Source organism: Streptomyces sp. NPDC012474, assembly GCF_042955185.1.
GTDB lineage: Bacteria > Actinomycetota > Actinomycetes > Streptomycetales > Streptomycetaceae > Streptomyces > Streptomyces cahuitamycinicus.
Map to the genome: position 1 here is coordinate 198,527 of NZ_JBIBEP010000004.1, position 22,381 is coordinate 220,907.

A 22,381-nucleotide genomic window follows, 5' to 3' on the forward strand; every position below is an offset into this window, starting at 1 on the left:
GCGGCTACCCAGGAAGTCCGAACGGCTGAAAGTATGATCAAGCGATGTCTGACATGACCGAAACCACGCCCGGCTGGCTGTCCTCCGACGACCTGGAGATGACGCGCGCCCGCATGCCGATCCTGTACGTCGACGCCGTCCCGGTCCGGGTCGACGACAGCGGCGAAGTCACGAGTGTCGGTGTGCTGCTGCGCATGGGGCCCGACGGAACGGTCAGCCGGACGCTGGTCTCCGGCCGTGTGCTGCACCACGAGCGCGTCCGCGACGCCCTCCTGCGCCATCTGGAGAAGGACCTCGGCCCGGTCGCGCTGCCCCGGGTCCCGGCGTCGCTCCAGCCGTTCACCGTCGCGGAGTACTTCCCGACGCAGGGCATCACGCCGTACCACGACCCGCGCCAGCACGCGGTGTCCCTCGCCTACATCGTGCCGGTGACGGGTGACTGCCGACCCCGGCAGGACGCGCTGGACCTGGTGTGGTTCAGCCCGCAGGAGGCCGTCTCGGAGGCGGTGCAGAGCGAGATGCCGGGCGGGCACGGGGTGCTGCTCAAGCAGGCGCTGGCCCACGCGGGTTGCGCGATCTGACCGTCGGGAGCACTGAGGAAAGGACCTCGCCGATGCGGCTGCCGGACATGCCGCTGCACGACCCGTTCGTCGTCGCCGACGACGCCACCCGCACCTACCACCTGTACACGTCCAACGTCCCCTCCGTGTCAGGCGTGGACGGCACCGGCACGATGGTCTACCGCAGCCGTGACCTGCGCGACTGGACGCCGCCGGTGGTGGTCTTCCTGACGGCCGGGCAGGAGGGCATCTGGGCCACGGACGGCGCGTGGGCGCCGGAGGTGCACGCGTGGGACGGCGGGTACTACCTGTTCACGACGCTCCACAACACGGACCGGCCGCTTCCGGTTCCGCCGCCGAACCAGTGGGGTGTGCCCTTCCGGACCCCGACCCACATGCGCGGCACGATCACGGCGGTCTCCGACTCCCTGCTCGGCCCCTTCACGGTGCTCGACCCGTCGCGCCCGGTCCCGCCCGAGCACCTCATGACCCTGGACGGCACGCTGTACGTCGACCCGTCCGGGCAGCCCTGGATGGTGTACGCGCACGAGTGGCTCCAGACGATCGACGGAACGATGGAGGCGATCCGGCTGACCCCCGACCTCTCCCGGACGGTCGGCGACCCGGTGTACCTCTTCAAGGCCTCGGACACGCCCTGGACCTCAGAGCAGATCCCCGCCGGCGTTCCGCACCAACTCCCGCCCTACATCACCGACGGCCCCCAGCTGTACCGCTCCCCCGACGGCTCCCTGCTCATGCTGTGGTCGACCTACGAGAAGAACGTGGCCGGCCAGGACGGCACGGTCAGCGGCGGCTACGTGCAGACCTACGCCGTGTCCGCATCAGGGGACCTCGCGGGACCGTGGGAGCAGCGCCGTCCGCTGGTACGCGACGACAGCGGCCACGGCATGCTCTTCCACACCTTCGACGGCCGCCTGATGATGATCCTCCACCGGCCCTTCGAGAACGCCCGCGGCAAGCTGTACGAGATGCGGCTCGACGGCGACGAGCTGCAGATCGTGCGCCGGCGCGACGACCTGGACGGCGGCGGCTGACCCGACCCGGTGACACCCGGAAAGCAAGCAGAGGGTCCACCGATATCGGCGGACCCTCTGGTCGATTCTGTCGGGACGACAGGATTTGAACCTGCGACCCCTTGACCCCCAGTCAAGTGCGCTACCAAGCTGCGCCACGTCCCGTTGCCCGTCTGACCTGGGGATTCCCCTGGCCGAACGTGCAGGGAAACAATACCGCACTCGCGCCGGTGATCGCGCATCCGTTTGCGGGCCTCCGCCGGGCTGGGCGTGGCCGTCGCGAACTACGGCGGTACGGGCGGGGGGAGGAGCATGCCGCCGCCCACGTCTCGACGCCCGGTCGCTGCGGGAGCGCATCGGGGGCTTCGTCGGGGCGGCGGTTCCCGCGTGAGACCCCGATGAGGTCACTCCCCCGCCACGACGCCCAGCCGGGGGTGTGCCTCCAGGAGCCTGGTCGGGGCGGCCTGACGCCAGGAGTCGGCCAGGATGTCCCGCAGCTCGGCTTCGTCCTCGATGGCGCGGAGCCGGGCCCGCACCCAGGCGAACTGGGACTCGTGGTCGGCGATCCAGAACTTCCCCGGCTCGGCGAGCACCAGTTCGTCACGCTCTTCCTTGGGGCAGCGCACGGCGATGGAGGTCTCGTCCTCCGGCAGCGTGGCGAACATCTTCCCCGCGACCCGGAACGTGGGCATGCTCCAGGCGATCTTCTCCGTCGTGTCCGGCAGGGACAGAGCGATACGTCTTACGTCTTCGGCATCCGGCATGGCAGGACCGTATCGGCTCCCACTGACAATCACCTGGTGAGAGCGGTTGCCGGTACGCGCTTGTAGTAGATCGTGGTCGGTCGCAGCACTCCGCCGGGGTCGGCCGCGTAGTCGGGGATCGCGCCGATCGCGGTCCAGCCGGCGGACCGGTACAGATGCTCGGCGGGGCTGCCGGTCTCGGTGTCCAGGTGCAGGAGGGTGACGCCGGCCGCCACGGCCTCGTCCTGCGCGGTGGCCAGGAGCCCGCGCCCGAGGCCGCGCCCGCGGGCGTCCGGGTGCACCATCAGTTTCACGAGCTCGGCGCGGTGACGGCTGTTGGCCTTGTCGGGGAAGGCCAGGCTCACGGTGCCGAGCACCCGGTCCCCGTCGTGCGCCGCCCATACGACGACCCGGCCCGCGGCCACGTCGGCGGCCCGCCCCTCCCACCAGGCCAGGGCCTGCGCATGAGAGAGCGGGGCGAGGAAGCCGACGGAGGCGCCACCGTTCACGGTGTCGACCAGCAGGTCCGCCAGCTTCCCCGCATGTCGCAGCAGTCGGGCTTCGTCCAGTCGGTTCACGGCCGCACCACCGCCAGCAGGTAGCGGACGCCCTCGCGGGCGGCGCACCGGAACCGGGTCGGGCCCCACACCCGCATCCGCAGACAGTCGCCGGCGCCGAGGTGGTGTTCGGTGTCCTGCGCGGTCACGTCGAGGGCCCCTTCCAGGATCCAGATGTGCTGCTCCAGTCCGGCGACGGGCGGGCGGTCGTAGGCGATGTCGGCGCCGGGCGAGAGGCGCGCTTCGACGAGTTCGCCGCGCAGGGCGGAATGCGGGGGTGACACGGACCGCCGTACGAAGCCGGAGGCCCGGTCCTGCCACACGGGCTGCGCGGTGGAGCGGACGACGGCCTCCGGTTCGGCCTCGACCTCGCTGAGCAGCTGGGACATCGTGCGCCCGTACACCGCGCACAGGCGGTTCAGCAGTGCGGTCGTGGGGCTGGTCTCCGCCCGTTCGGCCCGGGACAGGGTCGACCGGCTCACCCCGCTTCGGTCCGCCAACTCGCCGAGGGACCAGCCGTGTTCGGCTCGCAGCTCGGCGAGGCGTGCGCCCAGCCGGGCGTCGACGGGGTCCACCTCGTCGCTTCTCATATCCGGGACGCTATCCCGCAAATGAGACAGCCGGGTTACGGACCGCTCACACCTGGGCAGCCGCCCCGAGTGCGTCCAGCACCGGGCGGATCAGGGGGTGCTCCTCGGCTCCCCGGCGTACGGCGGCGAAGACCCGCCGGGTGGGGGCCGTGCCGTCGACGGGGCGGACGACCACTCCGGCGAGGTCCATGCCGCGCAGCGCCGAGCGCGGCACCAGGGCGACGCCCGCGTCGGCCGAGGCGAGGGAGACGACCGCGCGGAAGTCGTCCGAGGAATGCTCCATACGGGGCTGGAATCCGGCGTTCTCGCAGGCCAGGATCACCACGTCGTGACAGGGGTTGCCGGGGTAGGGGCCGATCCAGGCGTCCTTGGCCAGTTCGGCGAGCGGCACCTCGGCGGTGTCGGCCAGGCGGTGCGTGACCGGGACGACCGCGTCGAAGGGCTCGGCGTACAGCGGGACGTGGGCCAGTCGCGGGTCGTCCGCCGGCGGTGCCCCGCGGTACTCGACGGCGACGGCGACATCGACCTGCCGGTCCAGCACCATCGGCAGGCTGGCGTCGCCCTCGGCGTCCTGGACGCGGATGCGGATCCCGGGTGCCGACCGGGCGAGAGCGGCCACCGCGGGCGCGACGACCAGGGCGATGCCGGTGGCGAAGGAGGCGACCGTGACGGTGCCGGCGGCTCCCGAGCTGTACGCGGCGAGTTCGGCCTCGGCCCGCTCCAGCTGGGCGAGGACGGCGTTGGTGTGGTTGAGCAGGATCTCACCGGCGGGGGTGAGCCGTACGCCCTTGGCGCCGCGCTCGACGAGCCGGTGGCCGGTCTCCTGCTCCAGGGCGGCGAGCTGCTGGGAGACGGCGGACGGGGTGAGGTACAGCGCGGCGGCAGCCGCCGTCACCGTGCGGTGGTCGGCCACCGCACGGAGGATGTGGAGCCGCCGCGCTTCGATCATGCGATCGATTGTCTCAAATGCACCGGGTGCTGCCGGTCAGCCCTCCAGCTGCGCCCGTGCCGCCACGAAGGCGTCGACCGCGCGGTCGACGTCGTCCGTGGAGTGTGCGGCCGACAGCTGGACGCGGATCCGGGCCTGCCCCTGCGGCACCACGGGGTAGGAGAAGCCGATGACGTAGACGCCGCGCTCCAGCAGCAGCTCGGCCATGCGCCCGGCGACCGCCGCGTCGCCGATCATCACCGGGGCGATGGCGTGGTCGCCGGGGAGGACGTCGAAGCCCTCCTCGGTCATGCGGCGACGGAACAGGGCCGTGTTCTCGGCGAGCCGGACGCGCAGGTCGTCCGCCGCCTCCAGCAGGTCGAGGACCTTCAGGGAGGCCGCGGCGATCACGGGAGCGAGGGTGTTGGAGAAGAGGTACGGCCGGGAGCGCTGGCGCAGCAGGGCCACGATCTCGGCGCGGGCGGCGACATAGCCGCCGGAGGCGCCGCCGAGCGCCTTGCCGAGGGTGCCGGTGATGATGTCGACGCGGTCCATGACGCCGTGCAGCTCCGGCGTCCCGCGGCCGCCGGGGCCGACGAAGCCGACCGCGTGCGAGTCGTCGACCATGACCATCGCGTCGTAGCGGTCGGCGAGGTCGCAGATCTCGCGCAACGGGGCGACGTAGCCGTCCATGGAGAAGACGCCGTCCGTGACGATCAGCCTCCGGCGCGCGTCGGAGGCCTCCTTCAGGCGGGCCTCCAGCTCGGCCAGATCACGGTTGGCGTAGCGCAGGCGGCGGGCCTTGGACAGGCGGATGCCGTCGATGATCGACGCGTGGTTGAGCGCGTCGGAGATGACCGCGTCCTCGGGGCCGAGCAGCGTCTCGAACACGCCGCCGTTGGCGTCGAAGCAGGAGGAGTACAGGATCGTGTCCTCCTGGCCGAGGAACGCCGACAGCCGCGCCTCCAGTTCCTTGTGCACCTCCTGGGTGCCGCAGATGAAGCGGACGGACGCCATGCCGTAGCCCCAGCGGTCCAGGGCCTCGTGGGCGGCGGCGACGACCTCGGGGTGGTCGGCGAGGCCGAGGTAGTTGTTGGCGCAGAAGTTGAGGACCTCGCCGGGGCGGCCGCCCGCGGTGACGTTGACGGTCGCGGACTGCGGGCTGCCGATCACGCGCTCGGGCTTGTGCAGTCCGGCGGCGCGGATCTCGTCGAGGGTGGCGCGCAGGTCGTCGCGCACGGAGTCGAACATGAGGGCTCCTGAAGGGCTTGCGGTGAGGGGGAGTTACGCGGTCCAGTCGAGGATGACCTTGCCGCCGCGGCCGCTCGCCGCGTCGGCGAACGCCGCCTCGAAGTCGCGGAAGCCGTACCGGCCGGTGATCACGGGCGCGAGGTCGAGGCCGCCTTCCAGCAGCACGGACATCGCGTACCAGGTCTCGAACATCTCGCGGCCGTAGATGCCCTTGATGGTGATCATCGAGGTGACGACGCGGGCCCAGTCGACGGGGAACTCCTGCGCGGGCAGACCGAGCATCGCGATCCGGCCACCGTGCGTCATGTTGGCGATCATGTCGCGCAGAGCCTCGGGGCGGCCGGACATCTCCAGGCCGATGTCGAAGCCCTCGCGGAGGCCGAGGGTGCGCTGCCCGTCGGCGATGGCGGCGCCGGAGACGTCGAGCGCGAGGCTGACGCCGATCTTGCGGGCCAGTTCCAGCCGCTCCTCGCTCACGTCGGTGATCATGACGTTGCGGGCTCCGGCGTGCCGGGCCACGGCGGCGGCCATCAGGCCGATGGGACCCGCGCCGGTGATGAGGACGTCCTCGCCGACGAGCGGGAAGGACAGCGCGGTGTGCACGGCGTTGCCGAACGGGTCGAAGATCGCGGCCACGTCGAGGTCCACGGCCACCCGGTGCACCCAGACGTTGGCGGCGGGCAGGGCGACGTACTCGGCGAACGCCCCGTCCCGGCCCACGCCCAGACCGACGGTGGCCCGGCACAGGTGCCGCCGCCCGGCCAGGCAGTTGCGGCACTTGCCGCACACCAGGTGGCCCTCGCCGCTGACCCGGTCACCGATGCCGATGTCGGTGACGTCGCGCCCGGTCTCGACGACCTCCCCGACGAACTCGTGCCCGAGCACGAGCGGGGTGCTGATGGCCTGTCGGGCCCAGCCGTCCCAGGCGCGGATGTGCAGGTCGGTACCGCAGATTCCGGTGCGCAGCACCTTGATGAGGACGTCGCCGGGCCCGACGGCCGGCTCGGGGACGTCCGCGAGCCACAGCCCGGGTTCCGCTTTCTGCTTGACCAGCGCCTTCACCGCTACGGCTCCTGAGGGTGGGTCCCGGCTCCGGGCATGCCGAAGGAACCCCTGGGCCGGGAGAGGAGTGGGATCGCACAGCAATCTGCCGTACGGCGGCCGACCGGTCCATCGAGGATTTCTTAAGCGCCGCCTCAGCTTTCCTTCACGCCCTCGGGGCCCCGCGGGAATCGGGGTTTCAATAGGGCGGCAGGCCGTCCCGGCTCTCCAGTTCCACGACGAGCAGCGCGGCGTGCTCCTTGATCGCCGTCAGGCCGGGCTTCCCCCACGGGCGCGGCTCGACGTCCGCGACGCTGACCGTGCCCAGCACCAGGCCCGTGGCCTCGATGAGCGGCGCCCCGAGATAGGAGCGGATGCCGAACTCGTCGACCACCGGGTTGCCGGCGAACCGCGGATAGTCACCCACGTCCTCCAGGGCAAGGGCCTTACGGCGTGCCACCACATGGGGGCAGAAGCCGTGGTCGCGGGGCAGGGAACGACTGAGGCGCGGGCTGGTGCCGTCGCTGCGCACCACGGGAGCGACAGGCGGCACAAAGAGGCCCGCGTAGAACTGCCCGTGCTCGTCGGGGAGGTTGACCATGGCGTACGGCGCCCCGGTGAGCTCGGCGAGGCGGTGCGCGAAGGCGTCGAGTGCGGGTTCGGGGCGCTCCCCCAGGCCCAGTCGGCGCAGACGGCGGGTGCGGGCGGGAGCCTCCTTGTCCTCGGGTGTGAGCAGCAGACGACCGGCCGGGCGCGGCGGGTCGTAGGTCATGGGCGAGCTCCTGGGCTGTGGGCTTGCGGCATATATGAACTCCGTGGCGGGTGGGAGGGGTCACATGTGGGCGCCATACTCCGTGGCGGGGGCAGGGGTATGGGCGATGAGGTGGCGTACCAGGGTCAGCAGGGTCTGGACGCCGGAGCTGGAGATCCGCGCGTCGCAGCACACCACGGGGACGTCCGGCGACAGATCCAGGGCACCGCGCACCTCCTCGGGGTCGTAGCGGTAGGCACCGTCGAACTCGTTGACGGCGATGATGAAGCCGAGGCCTCGTTGTTCGAAGAAGTCGACGGCGGCGAAACACTCCTGCAGCCGGCGGGTGTCGGCGAGGATGACCGCGCCGAGCGCGCCCTCGCACAACTCGTCCCACATGAACCAGAAGCGCTCCTGTCCGGGTGTGCCGAACAGGTACAGCACATGTTCCGGGTCGAGGGTGATGCGGCCGAAGTCCATGGCCACGGTCGTCTCGACCTTGTTCTCGATGCCGTCGAGGTTGTCGGTCGCGGCACTGACGGTGGTGAGCAGCTCCTCCGTACTGAGCGGCGCGATCTCACTGACCGCGCCGACGAAGGTCGTCTTGCCCACGCCGAACCCGCCCGCCACCAGGATCTTCAGCGCGGTGGGGAACGGGTCGGCGCCGTGGCCCGGTCCGTCGGTGTAGTCAGAGCTGTCGTCGTAGTCCATCGAGCACTGCCTCCAGAAGGGCCCGGTCCGTCGGGTTGTGGTGGAACGCGGGGGGCTTGGTGGTCAGCGCCCCGCAGTCGACGAGGTCCGCCAGCAGCACTTTGGTGACGGCCACCGGCAGTTTGAGGTGGGCGGCGACCTCGGCGACGGCGACGGGCACCCGGCACCGTTCGAGCGCCTGCGCGTGTTCGGGACCGAGATAGCCGAGGGGGGTCGCCCCGGTGGCCATCACCTGCGACACGAGGTCGAGCGCGACGGTCGGACGGGTGCGGCCGTTGCTGACCGTGAACGGCCGCACCAGCCGCCCGGCCGCGTCGTCGAGCCAGGGCCCGTCACCGGCCGCCGTCACGCTCAAGGCCTCATCGCCGGGGATTCGACGGACTGCCGGGGAGCGGTCACCAGGTAGGGGCGGACGCTCTTGACCAGCATGGCCATCTCGTAGCCCAGCACGGCCGCGTCGGCCTCGCGGCCTGCGAGCACGGCCAGGCAGGTGCCGGAGCCGGCGGTGGTGACGAACAGCAGGGTCGAGGCGAGCTCGACGACGACCTGCCGGACGTCGCCGCCGTCGCCGAAGCGGACACCGGCGCTGCGGCCGAGGGAGTACAGACCGGAGGCCAGTGCGGCCATGTGGTCGGCGCTGTCCGGGTCGAGGCCGTGCACGGACTTCACGAGCCCGTCGCAGGAGAGCAGCACCGCGGCACTCGTGTGCGGGACGCGCTGCACGAGGCCGCTCATCAGCCAGTCGAGATCGGAAACATGGGCGGTCGGCGCATCGCTCGCCATGGTGGATCGACTCCTTGGGGTACGAAGGTCTGCGGGAGCGCTGGGGGTGGGGGTGGAAAGGGGGGTGGTCATCCGGCGGGTGCGCTCCCGTCCTGCCGGGTGGTGGTCGTGCGGTGGTCGGAACGGGGCCCGGACGCCGGCCTGGTCGAGGGGGACAGCTCCGAGGGGAGCGCCTCTAGGTGAACCGGCCGGACGGGCATCGGGTCCCGGTGTGCGGGCCCGGTGGGTGCCGGGCCCTCGGAGCCGGAGTCCATGGGGGCGGAGTCCATGGGGGCGGCGCCCATGTGGGTGGGGTCCCTGTGGGCGGAATCCCTGTGGGCGAGGTCCATGTGGGTGGGGCCCCTGTGGGCGGAATCCCTGTGGGCGAGGTCCATATGTGCGGAGTCCCTGGAGGCCGCCTCCGTGTCGCCCCACTCCGTGTTCCCGGCCTCCATGTTCTGCTGTGCCTCCGCGAGGCTGATGCCGCGCTGGAAGGCGGCCATCAGTCCGGGATCGTGGCCCACGAGGTGCTCGGGGTCCTGGCGTGGCGTCGGGCCGTCACGCAGCTGGGGTGCGATGTGCTCCTGGGCGCGGCGGCGGGGCAGTTGGGGCTTGCCCATGGTGCCGCGCACGGTGCCGTTGCGTGGAGTGGGAGGCGTGGTGACGTTCTCGGCGAGGACGCGCCGGTCGTCGGGACTGATGCCGGGCCGTGCCTCGGCCGGGGTCGGACGCTCCCGACGGGCCCCGCGCATGGGCAGGGGCGCGGGCCGGCCGTCCTCCTCGCGTCCGCCCGGGTCGAGTTCGGCTTCCTGTTCGTGTCCTTGGGCAGGAGCGGGGAGCGGGGCCGACGGCCCTGCTCCGGACGCGGGCAGCGGCACGGACGAGACCCCGAAGTCAGCGTCCCCGACCCGGGATTGCCCTCGGGACGCGCCCTGGCCGACGCTGGTACGGACGCCGCTCCCGGCCCCGTCCAGCCCATACGGCCCGGTCTGCGAGCCGAACCCGGCCTGCCCGTCCGGCCGCCGCGGCGTGGCCGGACGGTCCGTACCGCCCGCTCCGGCGGCCGGTTGCCCCGCTGCTCCGGGCGTCCCCGCTCTCGCCTCCGCTCCCGCCTCCGCTCCCAGCAGCGCCTGCGGCACGACGAGCACCGCTTGCACTCCGCCGTAGATGTTGGTCTGGAGGCGGACGGTGATGCCGTGCCGCCGGGCGAGCTGGGAGACGACGAACAACCCGATGCGGCCGTCCGCGAGGAGCCGGGCGACGTTCACCTGATCGGGGTCGGCGAGCAGCGCGTTCATCCGCGTCTGCTCCTCCAGCGGCATGCCGAGTCCGCGGTCCTCGACCTCGACGGCGAGCCCGGAGGTGACGAGGTTGGCGCGCAGCAGGACCTGGGTGTGCGGGGCGGAGAACACCGTGGCGTTCTCGACGAGTTCGGCCAGCAGATGGATGACGTCGGCGACGGCGTGGCCGCGCAGCTGGCCGTCGATCGGCGGGACCAGTTTGACCCGGGAGTACTGCTCTACCTCGGCGATGGCCGAGCGCAGTACCTCGGTCATGGAGACCGGGTTGCTCCACTGACGGCGGGAGACGGCCCCGCCGAGCACGGCGAGGTTCTCGGCGTGGCGGCGGATGCGGGTGGCGAGGTGGTCGACGTGGAAGAGCCCCTTGAGCAGGTCGGGGTCCTCCATCTCGTTCTCCAGCTCGTCGAGGATGGAGATCTCGCGGTGCACCAGCGACTGCAGGCGCCGGGCGAGGTTGACGAAGACCTCCAGCTTCTGTTCGCTGCCGGTCTGGCTGGAGAGCTGGGAGGCCTGCACCACGGCGGTGACGGCGCCGTCGTGCGCGCGGGACAGGTCGGCGGTGAGGAGGTCGAAGTCGTCGGCGTCCTCGGCGGGAGGGCCGGTCCGGTTCTGCGGTGCGAGTGGGGGCGGGCCGTCGCCGCGGCGCAGCGTCTCGACGAGGGTGCGCAGGTCGGCCTCGCGCCGGGCGGTGCTGCGGCGCAGACCACCGATGCGGTCGTGCACGGACCGGGCGGCCCGGTTGGCGGCGACCGCGGCGACGGCGATGCCGACGAGGGCCACGAAGACGGCGCCGCCGAGCACGGCCCACAGAGTGAGGCCCGGCCGCGCTCCGGTGGACCGGACGGTGAAGAGGACGGCGGCGCAGCCGCTGAGGGCGACGGCGACCGGGGGCAGCACCGCGAGACGCAGCAGCTGGGGCCGTATGTGGGTCTCGGGCAGCCCGGGTGCGGTGCGGACGGCGGGCCGCCCGTGCCGCCCGCCCTCACGGCGGTCTGCGCGTGCGGCCGGGGCGCGGAGGTGAGACATCGGTGTCCTCGTACTGGTCCGTCGGGCTTGGGTGCCAGGGGGGCTCGCAGGGGTGCGTCCGGGTTCACGTGCCCGCTTGCGCGCTCCCCGGGTCGTGCGCCCGGACTCCCCTCGCGTCCGCCCGGCGCCGGCGCCACCGGGGCCCGCATGCCGGCCCGGGCCGAAGGACCCGGCACCAGAAGTGCCGCCCCCGGCAACGCCCGTGCCGCCACCGGCGGCAGCGGTGTCACCGGTCCTGGCGCCCGGGTCCGTGGCCTTGGCACCGGCGTCGCCGACCGCGGCCGGGCCGGCGTCGGTGGCGCGCGGGCAGCGGGGATCCCCGTCGCGTCGACTCCCTCGTCCGCCCTGCGCCTGCACGTGCCGGCCCCCGCTCCCTTGGTCCGCCCTGTTTCCCGACGGCCACTGACAGTAGTCACCACCGCATCATGTGCGGTGGGCAGTTGACAAACTCATACGGTGAGCGTCCCGCTCTGGTATGAGGTCTCGTACGACAGACCGATAACACCTCTGTACATCCGGCCATGAATACAACGAGTTCGATCCGACCTGGTCAGAAGCTGTCACACAGAAACGGCGAGGGCCGGGGAGCCTCTCGCTCCCCGGCCCTCGCCGTCGGTCTGACGTACGCCCCGGATCAGCCCGCCGGGAGCGCCTCGGGGTCCTCGCTACCCCGGCCGGCCCGACCGGAATCGTCACTCACCGTGTTGGCCTGGGCCACGGCTGCAGCGTCCGACGCGGTCTTGATCCCGGCTCCAGTGAGGGCCTGCTCGACCGCGCGGCCACCCGCCGGGGCAAGCGCCACCCCACGCCACCACGGCTCGGACGGGACGTTCTCCGCAGCGGGCTCGAAGGGCTCGCCGGGCCGGGGCAGGGCCACGCCCGCGCCCACCGCGCGGGCGGCCGCGAGCGTCCCCTCGCCGGGGTCCGCCCACGGGTGCGTCGCCAGATTGAAGGTGGCCCAGTGGATCGGCAGCATCGGACCGCTCTCCGGCCCGCCCTGGAGGCCGAGGTGGGCGCGCATGCCCTCCTCGGGGGTCATGTGGATGTCGGGCCAGAAATCTGAGTACGCGCCGATCTGGATCATCGTGGTGTCGAACGGCCCGTGCTCGGCGCCGATCTCCTTGAATCCGTCGAAGTAGCCGGTGTCCCCGCTGTGGTAGATCCGGTGTTCCTCACCGGCGACGACCCAGGAGGCCCACAGGGTGTGCTGGGTGTTGCGCAGTCCGCGGCCGCAGAAGTGCCGGGCCGGGGTGGCCGTGAGGCGCAGTCCGCCCGTCTCGGTGGTCTCGTGCCAGTCCAGCTCGCGCAGCCGGCCGGCGGACACACCCCAGTGCTCCAGGTGCGCGCCGACGCCGAGCGGCACGGCGAACAGCGTGTCGGTGCCCGCGAGCGCCTTGATGGTGGGCATGTCCAGATGGTCGTAGTGGTCGTGCGAGATGACCACGACGTCGACCGGGCCGAGCGCGGCCAGCGGCAGGGGCACGGGGTGCAGCCGCTTGGGCCCGACGAAGGGGAAGGGGGAGCAGCGCTCCCCCCACACCGGGTCGAACAGGACGCGTCGGCCGTCGATCTCCGCGAGGACGCTGGAATGCCCCATCCAGGTCAGCCGCAGGCCGGTGGCCGGGGGCCCGGCGATGTCGGCGAGGGTGGTGGAGTACACCGGAACAGTGCCCTTGGGGGTGCGGCGGGGCCGGGTGTCCTTGTCGAAGAAGACCTTCGCGAAGTCCAGGGCCGAGCCCGAGGGGCGGGTCCGCGCGGGCCCGCCGGGGTTCTGGAAGACCCCGTCCTTGAAATGAGGCGATCTGCGGATGCGCGCCATGCGCTCACCGCTCGGGTCCGCGCCGAACGCCCCGGGCTGCAGCGCGCGGGGCCCGGAGCTCAGGGTACGGAAACCGGCCACGGTACCTCCAGGTGGAGTCGGTCAGGCTTTCCATTATGGTCGGCCCCTCCGGCACCACCGGATCGCAGGGGCCCCACGGGAGTGGATACTGACCGGTGATTCAGTATCCCGGCGGCGAAGGATCCCGTATGGCCACCCCCCTGCTGTCCCTGACCTGGACCGATCACCTCACGGGACGGCAGGGCTTCCTGGTCGTCGACCGGCTGGTGCGCGGGGTCGCCAGCGGCGGTCTGCGGATGCGCGCGGGCTGCACCCTGGAGGAGGTCACCGGCCTGGCCCGCGGCATGACCGTGAAGGAGGCCCTGCACTACGACCCCGCGAGCCGCTACGTCCCGCTCGGCGGCGCCAAGGGCGGCATCGACTGCGACCCCCGGGACCCGGAGGCGTACCCGCTGCTGGTGCGCTACCTGCGCGCGATGCGGCCGTACATGGAGAGCTGCTGGACGACGGGCGAGGACCTGGGGCTCACCCAGGACCTGGTGGACCGGGCGGCCACCGAGGCGGGGCTGGTCTCCTCGATACAGGCCGTGTATCCGCTGCTGGACGACGAGGCCGAGGCCCGGCGGCGACTCCGGGACGCGTTCGCGGTCGAGGTCGACGGGCTCGGCCTGGACGAGCTGGTCGGCGGCTGCGGTGTGGCAGAGGCGGCCCTGGCCGCCCTGGACCGGGCCGGTGTGCCGTACGCGGGGACGCGGGTCGCGCTCCAGGGGCTGGGCACCATGGGCGGAGCCACCGCTCGCTTCCTCACCCGCGCGGGGCTCACGGTCGTGGCCGTCGCCGATCTCAAGGGCACGATCGCCAACCCGGCGGGCCTCGACGTCGAGTCGCTGCTCGCCGCCCGGGACGTCCACGGCACGGTGCACCGCTCCGCGTTGCGCCCCGGCGACCGCGAACTGCCCGGCGGCGCCTGGCTGTCGGCCGACGCGGAGGTGCTGGTGCCGGCGGCCGTGTCGTACGCGATCGACGCCGGGAACCAGGAGCGGATCACCGCCCGCTGGGTGGTGGAGGCGGCCAACATGCCCGTACGGCCGGAGGCGGAGCCGCTGCTGGCCGCGCGCGGGGTGACCGTGCTGCCGGACGTCGTGGTCAACTCGGGGACGAACGCCTGGTGGTGGTGGACGCTGTTCGGGGACATCGGCGCCGACGCCGAGGAGGCGTTCGCCCGCACCCGTCGCTCGGTGCGGGACCTGGTCGAGCGGATGCTGGGCCGCGCGGAGGCCGACGGGACGACCCCGCGAGCCGCCGCCCACGCGATCGCGGCGGACCGGCTGCCGCTGATCGCGGAGCGGTTCGGCTGGTTCCGCTGAGGTGCCCGCCGCCTCCCGAGGCTGCTGTCGCGGGCCGGCCGGACAGGCCGGAACGCCCCGTCGAGGGGCCGTACGCGCGTGGGTAGGGTGACGGAGTGACGAGAGTCCGGTTGAGCGTGGCCCAGCGGCGCGGGGATCTGCTGCGGGCCGCCATCGAGCAGATCGAGGCGAGGGGTGTGGCGGCGGTCAGGATCGCCGACGTGGCCTCGGCGCTGGGCGTGAGCAACGCACTGGTCCTCTATCACTTCTCCACGAAGGAGCAGCTGGTCGCCGCCGCGTTCCGGCACGCGGCGGAGGGCGACCTGGCACATCTGCGCAAGCTGCTCGGCCGCCGCTCACCCGCGCTGCGCCGGCTGCGGTCGGCCGTACGGTGGTACGCCCCGACCGGGCAGGCCAAGGGCTGGCGGCTGTGGATCGAGGGCTGGGCGGCGGCGCTGCGCGATCCGACGCTGCGGGAGGTCGCCCAGGACCTCGACCGGCAGTGGAAGGCGGCCCTCGGCGAGGTCATCGCGGAGGGCGTGGCCGCCGGCGAGTTCCGCTGCCCGGACCCGGCCGGTACGGCCCTGCGTCTCACCGCCCTCCTCGACGGCCTCGCCGTCCAGCTGACGTCCTACGGCGCGGTGCCGCGATCGCGGGCCCAGGAATGGGTGGAGGAGGCGCTGATCCGTGAGCTGGGCCTGGCCCGTGAAGAGCGGCTGACCCCTTAGGGCCTGTCGTTCGCATCACGCCGCAGACGCGGCTGCGACGCCTGCGGGCGGCGCCGGTTCCGACCGGCGCCGCCCGCACGCGCAGGAGCCGCTCTCACGCCACCGATGCGATCCGCATCCTGATGTCGTCCGGCGACAGCGCCCCCTTGGCCGTCACATGGTCGCCCGACGACTCCCCGCGCAGCCGGCGCCCGATCCACGGCACCAGGAACTCGCGCGCCCACGCGACGTTGTCCCGCCGCGCGTCGAGTACGCCGCGCGGGGGCAGCGGAGGCCACTCCTGCTCGGGGTCGGCCGGCACCTCGAGGCCGAGCACCTGGCCCGCGCGGAGCGCCACGCGCGTGTGCCCCTCGGGCGACAGGTGCAGCCGGTCCGCGTCCCAGGCCCTGCGGTCTCGCACGCTGCGCAGGGACCACAGGTCGAGCACGGGGCAGCCGTACCGGTCGGCGATGGCCCGGACGTGTCCGTTGTACGTGGCGATCTTGCCGCGCAGGTGCTTGAGCACGGGCACGCCACGGGTGTCGAAGCCGGTCGTCACCATGACCGTGCCGGACACGGCGGTGAGCTGGGCCAGAGCACGCTCGAAGCGCTCGGCCACCTCGTCCGGGTCGGTGCCCGGCCGGATGATGTCGTTGCCCCCGGCGCAGAACGAGACGAGGTCCGGGGCCATGTCGACGGCCCGCGGAACCTGGTCCGCCACGATCTGGTCGAGGAGTTTTCCGCGTACGGCGAGATTGGTGTATCGGAAGTCGCCCTCGGGCCTGCGGTCGGCGAGCAGGACGGCGAACCGGTCGGCCCAGCCGACGAACGCCCCGTCGGGGCCGGGATCACCGACGCCCTCGGTGAAGCTGTCCCCCACCGCCACGTACGACCCGATCACTGCTCTGCTGTCATTCTTCGAATCGTCTGCCACAGCAGCTCATGATTCACCTTCGAATGTGACCTACGCGACCGTAGGAAGGGATTGACGGGCGGTGAGATAAGCCACTCCCAAAGCGTTCGCAAACTCCGGAATACACCGCTTGTCAGGGATGTTTCGGGGTGAGCCGCCAGACCCGGAATCCACTGATCCGGAAATGGCTCCAGACGGTCCGGAAGGCGAAGTGGCCGCTCGTGTAGGGCTGTGGGTCGGTGTGGTCGAAGACGAGCCGCCCGTTGTTCCACCACCGGACCGTCGAGCCGTCGGAGACGATCCGGACCCGGTTGGGCTCGTTCGGGACCAGCAGCGGTTCGGTGTAGTCGAACACCAGGGGGCGGACGCCGGGTTCGCCGACGTAGCGGCGCAGCCGGGTCGTGGTGTTGTAGTTGGCCCCGTACCCCGCGTAGTACGTCGTGAGGTGGTCGTACTCGTCGAGGGCGCCGCCGCGCGCAGTCGCGAAGAGGTCGCCCGGGGAGCGTACGTCGGTCGCGTTCCAGAAGTTGTTGAGGTCCGAGACCCGGTCGTTGACCCCGCCGTCGGAGACGGGGGTCGCGGTGTACTCGAGGACGTACGGCCCTTCGAGCCGCTGCCTGAACCACACGGTCGCGCCGCTCGGCACGTCGATCTCCAGGATGCCGCGGGAGGCGGTGACGGCGCCGCCGTCCTGGAGTTCGGTGACCCACTGGCCGAGGCCGTGGCAGAAGTCGTCGCGGGCGAGGAGGCGACGGTGACGGGGTGCGGCGTGCGCGGCGGCCGTGGGGGCGAGGGCCGCCAGGGCGGCTCCGGCGGCCAGGGCTCCGAACGCTCTGCGGGTGGTCGGCACGGGACACAGCTCCTCGGGAAGACTCTGGAAAGCGCTTGCACTCCGGGCGGGATCACTCTGTCCCAACTGCCGCCGCATGTCGATCCCTTGACACGGCCGACCGTGCGCACACGTCGAAGGCCGGACCCGGGGATCGGGGTCCGGCCTTCGGCCGCGTGTCAGGCAGGTGGTCGTGCGGCCGGTCAGCCGACGGAGACGCCGTGCGAGCGCAGGAAGGCGACCGGGTCCATGTCCGAGCCGTAGTCCGGCGTGGTGCGGATCTCGAAGTGCAGGTGCGGTCCGGTCACGTTGCCCGTCGCGCCCGACAGGCCGACCTGCTGCCCGGCGGTCACGGTCTGGCCGGCCGAGACGGAGAGCTGGGACAGGTGGGCGTACTGGGCGTAGTGGCCGTCGGCGAGCTTGATGACGACCTGGTTGCCGTAGGCGCCGCCCCAGCCGGCGGAGACGACCGTGCCGGCGCCGACGGCCTTGAGGGAGGTGCCGGTCGGGACGACGAAGTCGACACCGGTGTGGTAGCCGCTGGACCACATGCTGCCGGACATGCGGTACGGGGTGCTGACGGTGGCACCGGCGACCGGGAGGCTGTAGCCGCCGGCGTTGCTCTCGGCGGCGGGCTTGGCGGCGGCCGGCTTCGCGGCGGTCTCCGCCTGCGCGGAGGACTCGCCGGCGGACGGCTGGGAGGCCGGGGGCTTCGGGGCGGAGGCCTTCGGCGCGGACGGGGCCGAGGACTGCGGCGCGCTCGCCGCCTGCTTGCCGATCGACAGCTTCAGACCCGGGTGGATCAGCGACGGGTCGGAGCCGACGGCGTCACGGTTGTCGGCGTAGAGCTTCTTCCAGCCGCCGCTGACGTTCTGATCGTCGGCGATCTTCGCGAGATAGTCGCCGGCCTGCACGGTGTACGTGCGGGCGCCGGTCGCCTTTTCGGCGGCCTTCTTCTCGGCCGCCGGGGCCGACTGGACGGCCTTTTCGGGAGCCGACTGCGGGGTGGCGGCATGGGCGCCGGCGGCCCCCATGAGCGGCAGCGCGAGAGCGGCTCCGCCGGTTCCGGCGACGGCGATGGAGCGGGTGAAACGCTGGGCTTTGGGACGGCGGTGCTTACCCTTCGCGGGCATGGCGAATTCCTCTCCGTCGCCTGCGAGGTGAGCTGTCGGGTGCGGGCTGGAGATGCCCGGCCGCGCCTGGGCGCGGCTTAACCCCAAGCCGTTCCGGGAACCGGAACAGGCGTCTTACCTGTGGGTCCCCCGCTCCTGCCGTACGTCGGGTCAGTGTGTGCGGGCTCCGGTCGGCGGCAGGATTAGGCGTCCGTCCGGATTGGTGTGGAACGTAAGCGACCAGGACGCAAACGGACAAGCTTGCGGTTGCCCGTGACGGTGTTTCTCTTGACGCGTCGACACATCCGCGGTCACCGAGCGTGGATTACCGATCTCCCGCTTTTCCCAACCGCCCTGAACAATGCGTGAATTACGTGAACATGGCGACAACAGATCGTCACGAATATGACGATGGTCACGCACCCCGACCTCATCTCCTTTACGATCGGGGCACGTTATCCCTAAGCGGCTCAATCGCCCTATTCGGACAGAACGCCTACTTCCGCTTAAGACGGACGACCACGGCGTTCAGATCCCCTCGCAGGCCGACCCGCAGTCCGTGATGAAGCAGCACGGCCCCGCGGTGGACTTCACCCGTTTCGAGGCATTCGTACGACGCGGTCGGGTCGAGGGCACGCATCCGGAGCGCAGGTACGGGCTCGCCGTAGCGCTGCGCCTGGAGCCAGGCGAGGACGACCGTCTCGTCGCCGAGGACGTACTGCACCGCGCTCAGCCCGCCCCGCGGGGGACGCAGCCGGTACTGGTCGCCGCGCTGCACCACGGGCCGGATCCCCTTGTAGAGCCCCACCCACTCCCGCGCCTCGGCGAGCTCCTCCCGCGTCCACCGCGTGAGATCGCCGCCGACCCCCAGCACCCCGGCCATGGCGCTGACGAACCGGAACCGCAGGGAGCTGGCCCGCCGATTGAGCATGGCGTTCGGACTGTCGGTGACCCAGGCGGCCATGACCCGGGCCGGATGGATCTGGCTGAAGCCGTGCTGGATGGCGAGCCGGTCGAGCGGGTCGGTGTTGTCGGAGGTCCACACCTGGTCCGTGCGGCTCAGCACACCGAGGTCGATCCGCCCGCCGCCGCCCGAGCAGGACTCGAAGGCCACGCCGGGGTGGGCGGCCCGCAACCGGTCCAGCAGGGCGTACAGGCCGTGCACGTGGTCGACCCACAGCCGCTGCGGGTAGGGGTCGTCCGGCCAGCCGGCGTCGGTGAAGCAGCGATTGAAGTCCCACTTGACGTAGTCGACCGGCGCTCGGGAGAGGAGCCCGTCGAGCTGCTCCCACAGGTACTCCCGGACGTCCTCGCGGGCGAGGTTGAGTACGAGCTGATTGCGGAACTCCGTCCGCTTTCGTCCCGGTTGGTACTGCACCCAGTCGGGGTGCGCGCGGTACAGGTCGCTGTCCGGGTTGACCATCTCGGGCTCGACCCAGATCCCGAACTGCATGCCGAGGCCGTGCACGTGGTCGGCGAGGGGCTTCAGCCCGCCTGGGAAGCGGTCGGGGTTGGGGCTCCAGTCGCCGAGCCCGGCCCGGTCGCTGGTGCGCGCCCCGAACCAGCCGTCGTCGACCACGAAGAGCTCGACACCCATGGCGGCCGCCCGCTCGGCGAGCGCCCGCTGCTGCTCCTCGGAGATGTCGAACTCGGTGGCCTCCCAGGAGTTGAACAGCACCGGCCGGTCCCGGCCCGCGTCCGGGATCACATGCGCCCGCTGGTAGGCGTGCCAGGCGCGGCTCGCCCCGCCGAAACCGCCGTCGCTCCAGAGCCCGGCGAAGACCGGGGTCGTGTACGACTCCCCCGCGCCCAGCGTCAGCAGGCCCGAGTCGTCCCAGCCCGCCCCGCCGGTGATCTGCACGCGCGCGTCAGGGAGCTGGGCCACGGTGATGCGCCAGGACCCGGACCAGCCCAGGGCGCAGCCGTAGACCTCGCCGCGTTCCTCGGTGGCGTCGGTGTCCAGCGCGACCCACGGCAGGTGCTGGTGGGAGGTGTGGCCGCGGCGGCTGCCGATGACCTTCTCGCCGTGGGTGAGGCCGGAGCGCGTCAGCCGGGACTCGGCCCCCCAGCGGCCGTGCAGCTGGGACAGCCGCCAGGCCTCGCGGTCGGGCAGGGTCCAGGTCGCGGAGTCGGCGCGCAGCAGCTCGACGGCCGGCCCCCGGTTGTCCAGGGTCACCCAGCGCTCGACGACGTCCGTCGCGGAGGGCGTCCGGTAGTGCAGCGTGACGGCCAGGTCGCCGTCGCGGAACCGGAGCCGCAGCTCGCCGTCCTCGGCGTCGTGCCCCTCGAAGAGCCATTCGGTGCCGCGCCTCTCGGCCGTGCGCACGGACAGGGCGGGGCGGACGAACCGGGGGCCGCCCTCGACCGGGTACTCCTCGCGTCCGTCGAGCGGGGACTCGAAGGGCCAGTACTCCGGCAGCGGCCGGACGGCGAGGGCCTCGGCGTCGGCGAGCCCGATCCGGGGTCCCCAGTGCAGGTGCAGCAGCTCGTCCCGGTCGGTGACATGGACGGCGTAGCTGCTGGCCGGCCCGGAGAGCACCCACGTACGACCGTCTTCGGAGATCTCCAGCATCATGCCCTCACAGATTCGAACAAGCCCGACCAGGTGCGACCAGGCGGCAACATCATCAAGGGCCGCGGGGGCTGCGGGCAACGCCTGTGGACAACTCATTGCCCCAGGCAGGCATGTCGTATCGTCGAGTGACGCCCGTCGACGAGCCGCGCCGGCGGCGCCGAAGGGGAGGAGCCCTCGTGACACAGCAGGTGCCGTCGACCGAGCCGGAGCTGGCCGGAGTGCGCAACTTCCGTGACGTGGGCGGACTTCCGACCGTGGACGGGCGACGGGTGCGCCAGGGCGTGCTGTTCCGCAGCGGCCACCTCGCCCACGCGACCGGGGAGGACGCCGCCTTCCTGACCACGCTGGGCCTGCACACGATCTTCGACTTCCGCAACGCCGCCGACCAGAGGCTCGAAGGGCCGGACGTCGCGCTGCCGGGCGTGCGCAATGTGAACCTGCCGCTGAGCGATCCCGCCGACGGCGCCGAGTTCTGGAGGATGGTCCGCGACGGCGACCTGGACCAGCTGCGCGCGATCCTCTCGGACGGCAAGGGCGCGGACCGGATGATCGCCTCGTACCGCATGATCATCAAGGACCGCACCGGTGAGCACTCCCGGGTGCTGCACGCGCTCGCACAGGACAGCGTCCCCGCACTGATGCACTGCGCCGCCGGCAAGGACCGCGCGGGTCTGTCCGTCGCGGTGACGCTGCTCGCGGTGGGTGTCGAGCGCGAGGCGATCGTCGACGACTACCTGAAGTCGAACGCGAAGCACCGCCGTTACAAGGTGCACCGCAGCAGCTCCGCCGCCTCGGCCTACTCCCCCGAGGTCATGGACCTGCTCAGCCCGCTCTTCGACGCGCGCGCCGAGTACCTGACGGCGGCCTTCGACACCATCGAGCAGACCTGGGGCGGCGTCGACACCTACCTGGAGAAGGGGCTGAAGCTCACCCCGGAGACCCGGGAGCGGCTGCGCGAGCGGCTCCTCGACTGAGACACCCGGGCGGGCGCTACTTCGCCCCGACCTCGAACAGCAGATAGACGAACGCGGCGAAGATGTGGCCTGCGATGAGGTAGACGAACAGCCTCACCCACAGGGCGCGGGGGAACTTCTCCTCCATGTCCCTCATGACACGTCTCCAGGGGTGGGGCCCAGGCACAGGCCGGCCGTGGGGCTCTGCAGCAGGGTGTGTACGAAGAGCAGCTCGACGCCGTCGTGGTCCTCGGCGGCGATCCGGTGCGGGGTGAGCGAGTCGAAGTGGGCGCTGTCGCCGGCCGCCAGCCGGTGCGTGGTGTCTCCGAGCCGCAGCCGCAGCCGGCCGCGCAGCACGTGGAGCCACTCCTCGCCGGGGTGCACGCGCACGATGTCGCCCTGGGATCCGTGGGGGACGTGGACGCGCAGGGCCTGCATCCCACGGCCGGGGGCGCCGGCCTGCCAGTAGGTCCAGCCGCCCGCCGCGGTGGGTTCCATGTCCGCCGCGCGGATGACGGAGTCCCGTTCGGCGACCGTCTCGCCGAGCAGTTCGGAGACCGTCGTACCGTAGATGCGGGCGAGTGCCAGCAGCATCGGCAGCGAGGGCTGGCGCTGCCCGGTCTCCAGTCGGGAGAGGTGGGCGGGCGACAGCCCGGCGGCGCGGGCCGCGGCCTCCAGCGTCAGGGAGGCCTGGCGCCTCAGTGCGCGCAGCTGGGGCGCGACGGCCGGCAGCGCGCCGGCCGGCGGTTCGCCCGGCGAGCCGGCCCCGGAGGGCCGCTCGGTCTCGGAGGAGCTCATGCCTCCATTCAGCCGGAGCGTTGCCTCAGCGGCAAATTTCTTGCCTCTCAGGC

General features: G+C 72.1%; 23 protein-coding genes, 1 tRNA gene and 1 riboswitch. Of the genes, 5 read left to right on the plus strand and 19 right to left on the minus strand.

Annotation, left to right across the window (positions count from 1 at the left end; all coding sequences use genetic code 11):
- The first annotated feature begins 44 nt into the window (after positions 1-44).
- Together ACFY9S_RS11575 and ACFY9S_RS11580 are read left to right on the plus strand one after the other, a co-directional pair.
- Positions 45-581, plus strand: coding sequence for an NUDIX hydrolase family protein (locus ACFY9S_RS11575; RefSeq protein ID WP_102911208.1), 537 nt, complete (start codon positions 45-47; stop codon positions 579-581).
- A 32-nt stretch (positions 582-613) separates the two neighbouring features.
- Positions 614-1,615, plus strand: a complete 1,002-nt coding sequence (locus ACFY9S_RS11580) for a family 43 glycosylhydrolase (RefSeq protein ID WP_391125944.1) — start codon at positions 614-616, stop codon at positions 1,613-1,615.
- Positions 1,616-1,685: 70 nt separating this feature from the next.
- On the opposite strand, the gene ACFY9S_RS11585 is transcribed toward ACFY9S_RS11580, so the two are convergent.
- From ACFY9S_RS11585 to ACFY9S_RS11645, 13 genes are all read right to left on the minus strand, one after another.
- Positions 1,686-1,759 (minus strand) — tRNA-Pro (locus tag ACFY9S_RS11585).
- A 239-nt stretch (positions 1,760-1,998) separates the two neighbouring features.
- A complete protein-coding gene (locus ACFY9S_RS11590) occupies positions 1,999-2,358 on the minus strand; it encodes an MmcQ/YjbR family DNA-binding protein (RefSeq protein ID WP_391125947.1) in 360 nt (119 codons plus the stop codon).
- Between the two features lie 29 nt (positions 2,359-2,387).
- Positions 2,388-2,915 carry a GNAT family N-acetyltransferase gene (locus ACFY9S_RS11595; protein WP_391125950.1) on the minus strand — a complete coding sequence of 176 codons (528 nt, stop codon included), beginning with the start codon at positions 2,913-2,915 and terminating at the stop codon, positions 2,388-2,390.
- Complete coding sequence (locus ACFY9S_RS11600; RefSeq protein WP_391125953.1) at positions 2,912-3,484, minus strand: helix-turn-helix domain-containing protein; 573 nt, start codon at positions 3,482-3,484, stop codon at positions 2,912-2,914. Before ACFY9S_RS11600 ends, ACFY9S_RS11595 begins: the two co-directional genes overlap by 4 nt.
- Positions 3,485-3,530: 46 nt before the next feature.
- The gene (locus ACFY9S_RS11605; protein WP_391125956.1) at positions 3,531-4,433 is read right to left on the minus strand and encodes a LysR substrate-binding domain-containing protein; all 903 of its coding nucleotides are present in this window, start codon (positions 4,431-4,433) and stop codon (positions 3,531-3,533) included.
- A 36-nt stretch (positions 4,434-4,469) separates the two neighbouring features.
- Positions 4,470-5,663, minus strand: coding sequence for a glycine C-acetyltransferase (locus ACFY9S_RS11610; protein WP_391125959.1), 1,194 nt, complete (start codon positions 5,661-5,663; stop codon positions 4,470-4,472).
- Positions 5,664-5,696: 33 nt separating this feature from the next.
- A complete protein-coding gene (tdh, locus tag ACFY9S_RS11615; protein WP_391125962.1) occupies positions 5,697-6,725 on the minus strand; it encodes an L-threonine 3-dehydrogenase in 1,029 nt (342 codons plus the stop codon).
- Positions 6,726-6,903: 178 nt separating this feature from the next.
- On the minus strand, positions 6,904-7,476 hold the full coding sequence (locus ACFY9S_RS11620; protein WP_391125965.1) for a GAF domain-containing protein: 573 nt from the start codon (positions 7,474-7,476) through the stop codon (positions 6,904-6,906).
- 60 nt (positions 7,477-7,536) lie between these two features.
- Positions 7,537-8,166 carry an ATP/GTP-binding protein gene (locus tag ACFY9S_RS11625; protein WP_391125968.1) on the minus strand — a complete coding sequence of 210 codons (630 nt, stop codon included), beginning with the start codon at positions 8,164-8,166 and terminating at the stop codon, positions 7,537-7,539.
- On the minus strand, positions 8,144-8,515 hold the full coding sequence (locus ACFY9S_RS11630) for a DUF742 domain-containing protein (RefSeq protein ID WP_062930368.1): 372 nt from the start codon (positions 8,513-8,515) through the stop codon (positions 8,144-8,146). The genes ACFY9S_RS11625 and ACFY9S_RS11630 overlap by 23 nt, the downstream gene beginning before the upstream one ends.
- Before the next feature lie 2 nt (positions 8,516-8,517).
- Positions 8,518-8,949, minus strand: coding sequence for a roadblock/LC7 domain-containing protein (locus ACFY9S_RS11635; protein WP_031135180.1), 432 nt, complete (start codon positions 8,947-8,949; stop codon positions 8,518-8,520).
- Positions 8,950-9,017: 68 nt separating this feature from the next.
- Entirely contained in the window at positions 9,018-11,255 is a 2,238-nt protein-coding gene (locus ACFY9S_RS11640) for an ATP-binding protein (RefSeq protein ID WP_391125971.1), read from the minus strand.
- 634 nt (positions 11,256-11,889) lie between these two features.
- Positions 11,890-13,155: an MBL fold metallo-hydrolase gene (locus ACFY9S_RS11645; protein ID WP_391125974.1), complete on the minus strand. Its 1,266-nt coding sequence runs from the start codon at positions 13,153-13,155 to the stop codon at positions 11,890-11,892.
- Positions 13,156-13,283: 128 nt separating this feature from the next.
- On the opposite strand from ACFY9S_RS11645, the gene ACFY9S_RS11650 reads away from it, so the two are divergent.
- The gene (locus ACFY9S_RS11650; RefSeq protein ID WP_391125977.1) at positions 13,284-14,462 is read left to right on the plus strand and encodes a Glu/Leu/Phe/Val dehydrogenase dimerization domain-containing protein; all 1,179 of its coding nucleotides are present in this window, start codon (positions 13,284-13,286) and stop codon (positions 14,460-14,462) included.
- Positions 14,463-14,557: 95 nt separating this feature from the next.
- Entirely contained in the window at positions 14,558-15,169 is a 612-nt protein-coding gene (locus tag ACFY9S_RS11655; RefSeq protein ID WP_391125980.1) for a TetR family transcriptional regulator C-terminal domain-containing protein, read from the plus strand.
- A 94-nt stretch (positions 15,170-15,263) separates the two neighbouring features.
- Here the strand turns inward: ACFY9S_RS11655 and ACFY9S_RS11660 are convergent, their stop codons facing one another.
- The 4 genes from ACFY9S_RS11660 to ACFY9S_RS11675 form a co-directional block, all read right to left on the minus strand.
- Positions 15,264-16,049, minus strand: a complete 786-nt coding sequence (locus tag ACFY9S_RS11660) for an SGNH/GDSL hydrolase family protein (protein WP_102907316.1) — start codon at positions 16,047-16,049, stop codon at positions 15,264-15,266.
- A 145-nt stretch (positions 16,050-16,194) separates the two neighbouring features.
- Entirely contained in the window at positions 16,195-16,911 is a 717-nt protein-coding gene (locus ACFY9S_RS11665; protein WP_391125983.1) for a DUF6250 domain-containing protein, read from the minus strand.
- A 182-nt stretch (positions 16,912-17,093) separates the two neighbouring features.
- Complete coding sequence (locus ACFY9S_RS11670; RefSeq protein ID WP_391125986.1) at positions 17,094-18,023, minus strand: peptidoglycan DD-metalloendopeptidase family protein; 930 nt, start codon at positions 18,021-18,023, stop codon at positions 17,094-17,096.
- Positions 18,024-18,027: 4 nt separating this feature from the next.
- A riboswitch (cyclic di-AMP (ydaO/yuaA leader) is annotated at positions 18,028-18,189 on the minus strand.
- Positions 18,190-18,498: 309 nt separating this feature from the next.
- Positions 18,499-20,574 (minus strand): alpha-galactosidase, encoded by a 2,076-nt coding sequence (locus ACFY9S_RS11675; RefSeq protein ID WP_391126598.1) that lies wholly within the window; start codon positions 20,572-20,574, stop codon positions 18,499-18,501.
- Between the two features lie 179 nt (positions 20,575-20,753).
- On the opposite strand from ACFY9S_RS11675, the gene ACFY9S_RS11680 reads away from it, so the two are divergent.
- Positions 20,754-21,551 carry a tyrosine-protein phosphatase gene (locus tag ACFY9S_RS11680; RefSeq protein WP_391125989.1) on the plus strand — a complete coding sequence of 266 codons (798 nt, stop codon included), beginning with the start codon at positions 20,754-20,756 and terminating at the stop codon, positions 21,549-21,551.
- Positions 21,552-21,567: 16 nt separating this feature from the next.
- Here ACFY9S_RS11680 and ACFY9S_RS11685 read toward each other — a convergent pair whose 3' ends face one another.
- Complete coding sequence (locus ACFY9S_RS11685; protein ID WP_102907312.1) at positions 21,568-21,687, minus strand: DUF6126 family protein; 120 nt, start codon at positions 21,685-21,687, stop codon at positions 21,568-21,570.
- Positions 21,684-22,328 carry a helix-turn-helix domain-containing protein gene (locus tag ACFY9S_RS11690; protein WP_391125992.1) on the minus strand — a complete coding sequence of 215 codons (645 nt, stop codon included), beginning with the start codon at positions 22,326-22,328 and terminating at the stop codon, positions 21,684-21,686. Before ACFY9S_RS11690 ends, ACFY9S_RS11685 begins: the two co-directional genes overlap by 4 nt.
- Positions 22,329-22,381: the final 53 nt, after the last annotated feature.

Coding starts and splice junctions, on each gene's coding strand:
- ACFY9S_RS11625 (WP_391125968.1), bottom strand. CDS start 8,166: ATGGACTACGACGACAGCTCTGACTACACCGACGGACCGGGCCACGGC.
- ACFY9S_RS11610 (WP_391125959.1), bottom strand. CDS start 5,663: ATGTTCGACTCCGTGCGCGACGACCTGCGCGCCACCCTCGACGAGATC.
- ACFY9S_RS11590 (WP_391125947.1), bottom strand. CDS start 2,358: ATGCCGGATGCCGAAGACGTAAGACGTATCGCTCTGTCCCTGCCGGAC.
- ACFY9S_RS11620 (WP_391125965.1), bottom strand. CDS start 7,476: ATGACCTACGACCCGCCGCGCCCGGCCGGTCGTCTGCTGCTCACACCC.
- ACFY9S_RS11635 (WP_031135180.1), bottom strand. CDS start 8,949: ATGGCGAGCGATGCGCCGACCGCCCATGTTTCCGATCTCGACTGGCTG.
- ACFY9S_RS11605 (WP_391125956.1), bottom strand. CDS start 4,433: ATGATCGAAGCGCGGCGGCTCCACATCCTCCGTGCGGTGGCCGACCAC.
- ACFY9S_RS11600 (WP_391125953.1), bottom strand. CDS start 3,484: ATGAGAAGCGACGAGGTGGACCCCGTCGACGCCCGGCTGGGCGCACGC.
- ACFY9S_RS11670 (WP_391125986.1), bottom strand. CDS start 18,023: ATGCCCGCGAAGGGTAAGCACCGCCGTCCCAAAGCCCAGCGTTTCACC.
- ACFY9S_RS11650 (WP_391125977.1), top strand. CDS start 13,284: ATGGCCACCCCCCTGCTGTCCCTGACCTGGACCGATCACCTCACGGGA.
- ACFY9S_RS11690 (WP_391125992.1), bottom strand. CDS start 22,328: ATGAGCTCCTCCGAGACCGAGCGGCCCTCCGGGGCCGGCTCGCCGGGC.
- ACFY9S_RS11685 (WP_102907312.1), bottom strand. CDS start 21,687: ATGAGGGACATGGAGGAGAAGTTCCCCCGCGCCCTGTGGGTGAGGCTG.
- ACFY9S_RS11575 (WP_102911208.1), top strand. CDS start 45: ATGTCTGACATGACCGAAACCACGCCCGGCTGGCTGTCCTCCGACGAC.
- ACFY9S_RS11640 (WP_391125971.1), bottom strand. CDS start 11,255: ATGTCTCACCTCCGCGCCCCGGCCGCACGCGCAGACCGCCGTGAGGGC.
- ACFY9S_RS11675 (WP_391126598.1), bottom strand. CDS start 20,574: ATGCTGGAGATCTCCGAAGACGGTCGTACGTGGGTGCTCTCCGGGCCG.
- ACFY9S_RS11580 (WP_391125944.1), top strand. CDS start 614: ATGCGGCTGCCGGACATGCCGCTGCACGACCCGTTCGTCGTCGCCGAC.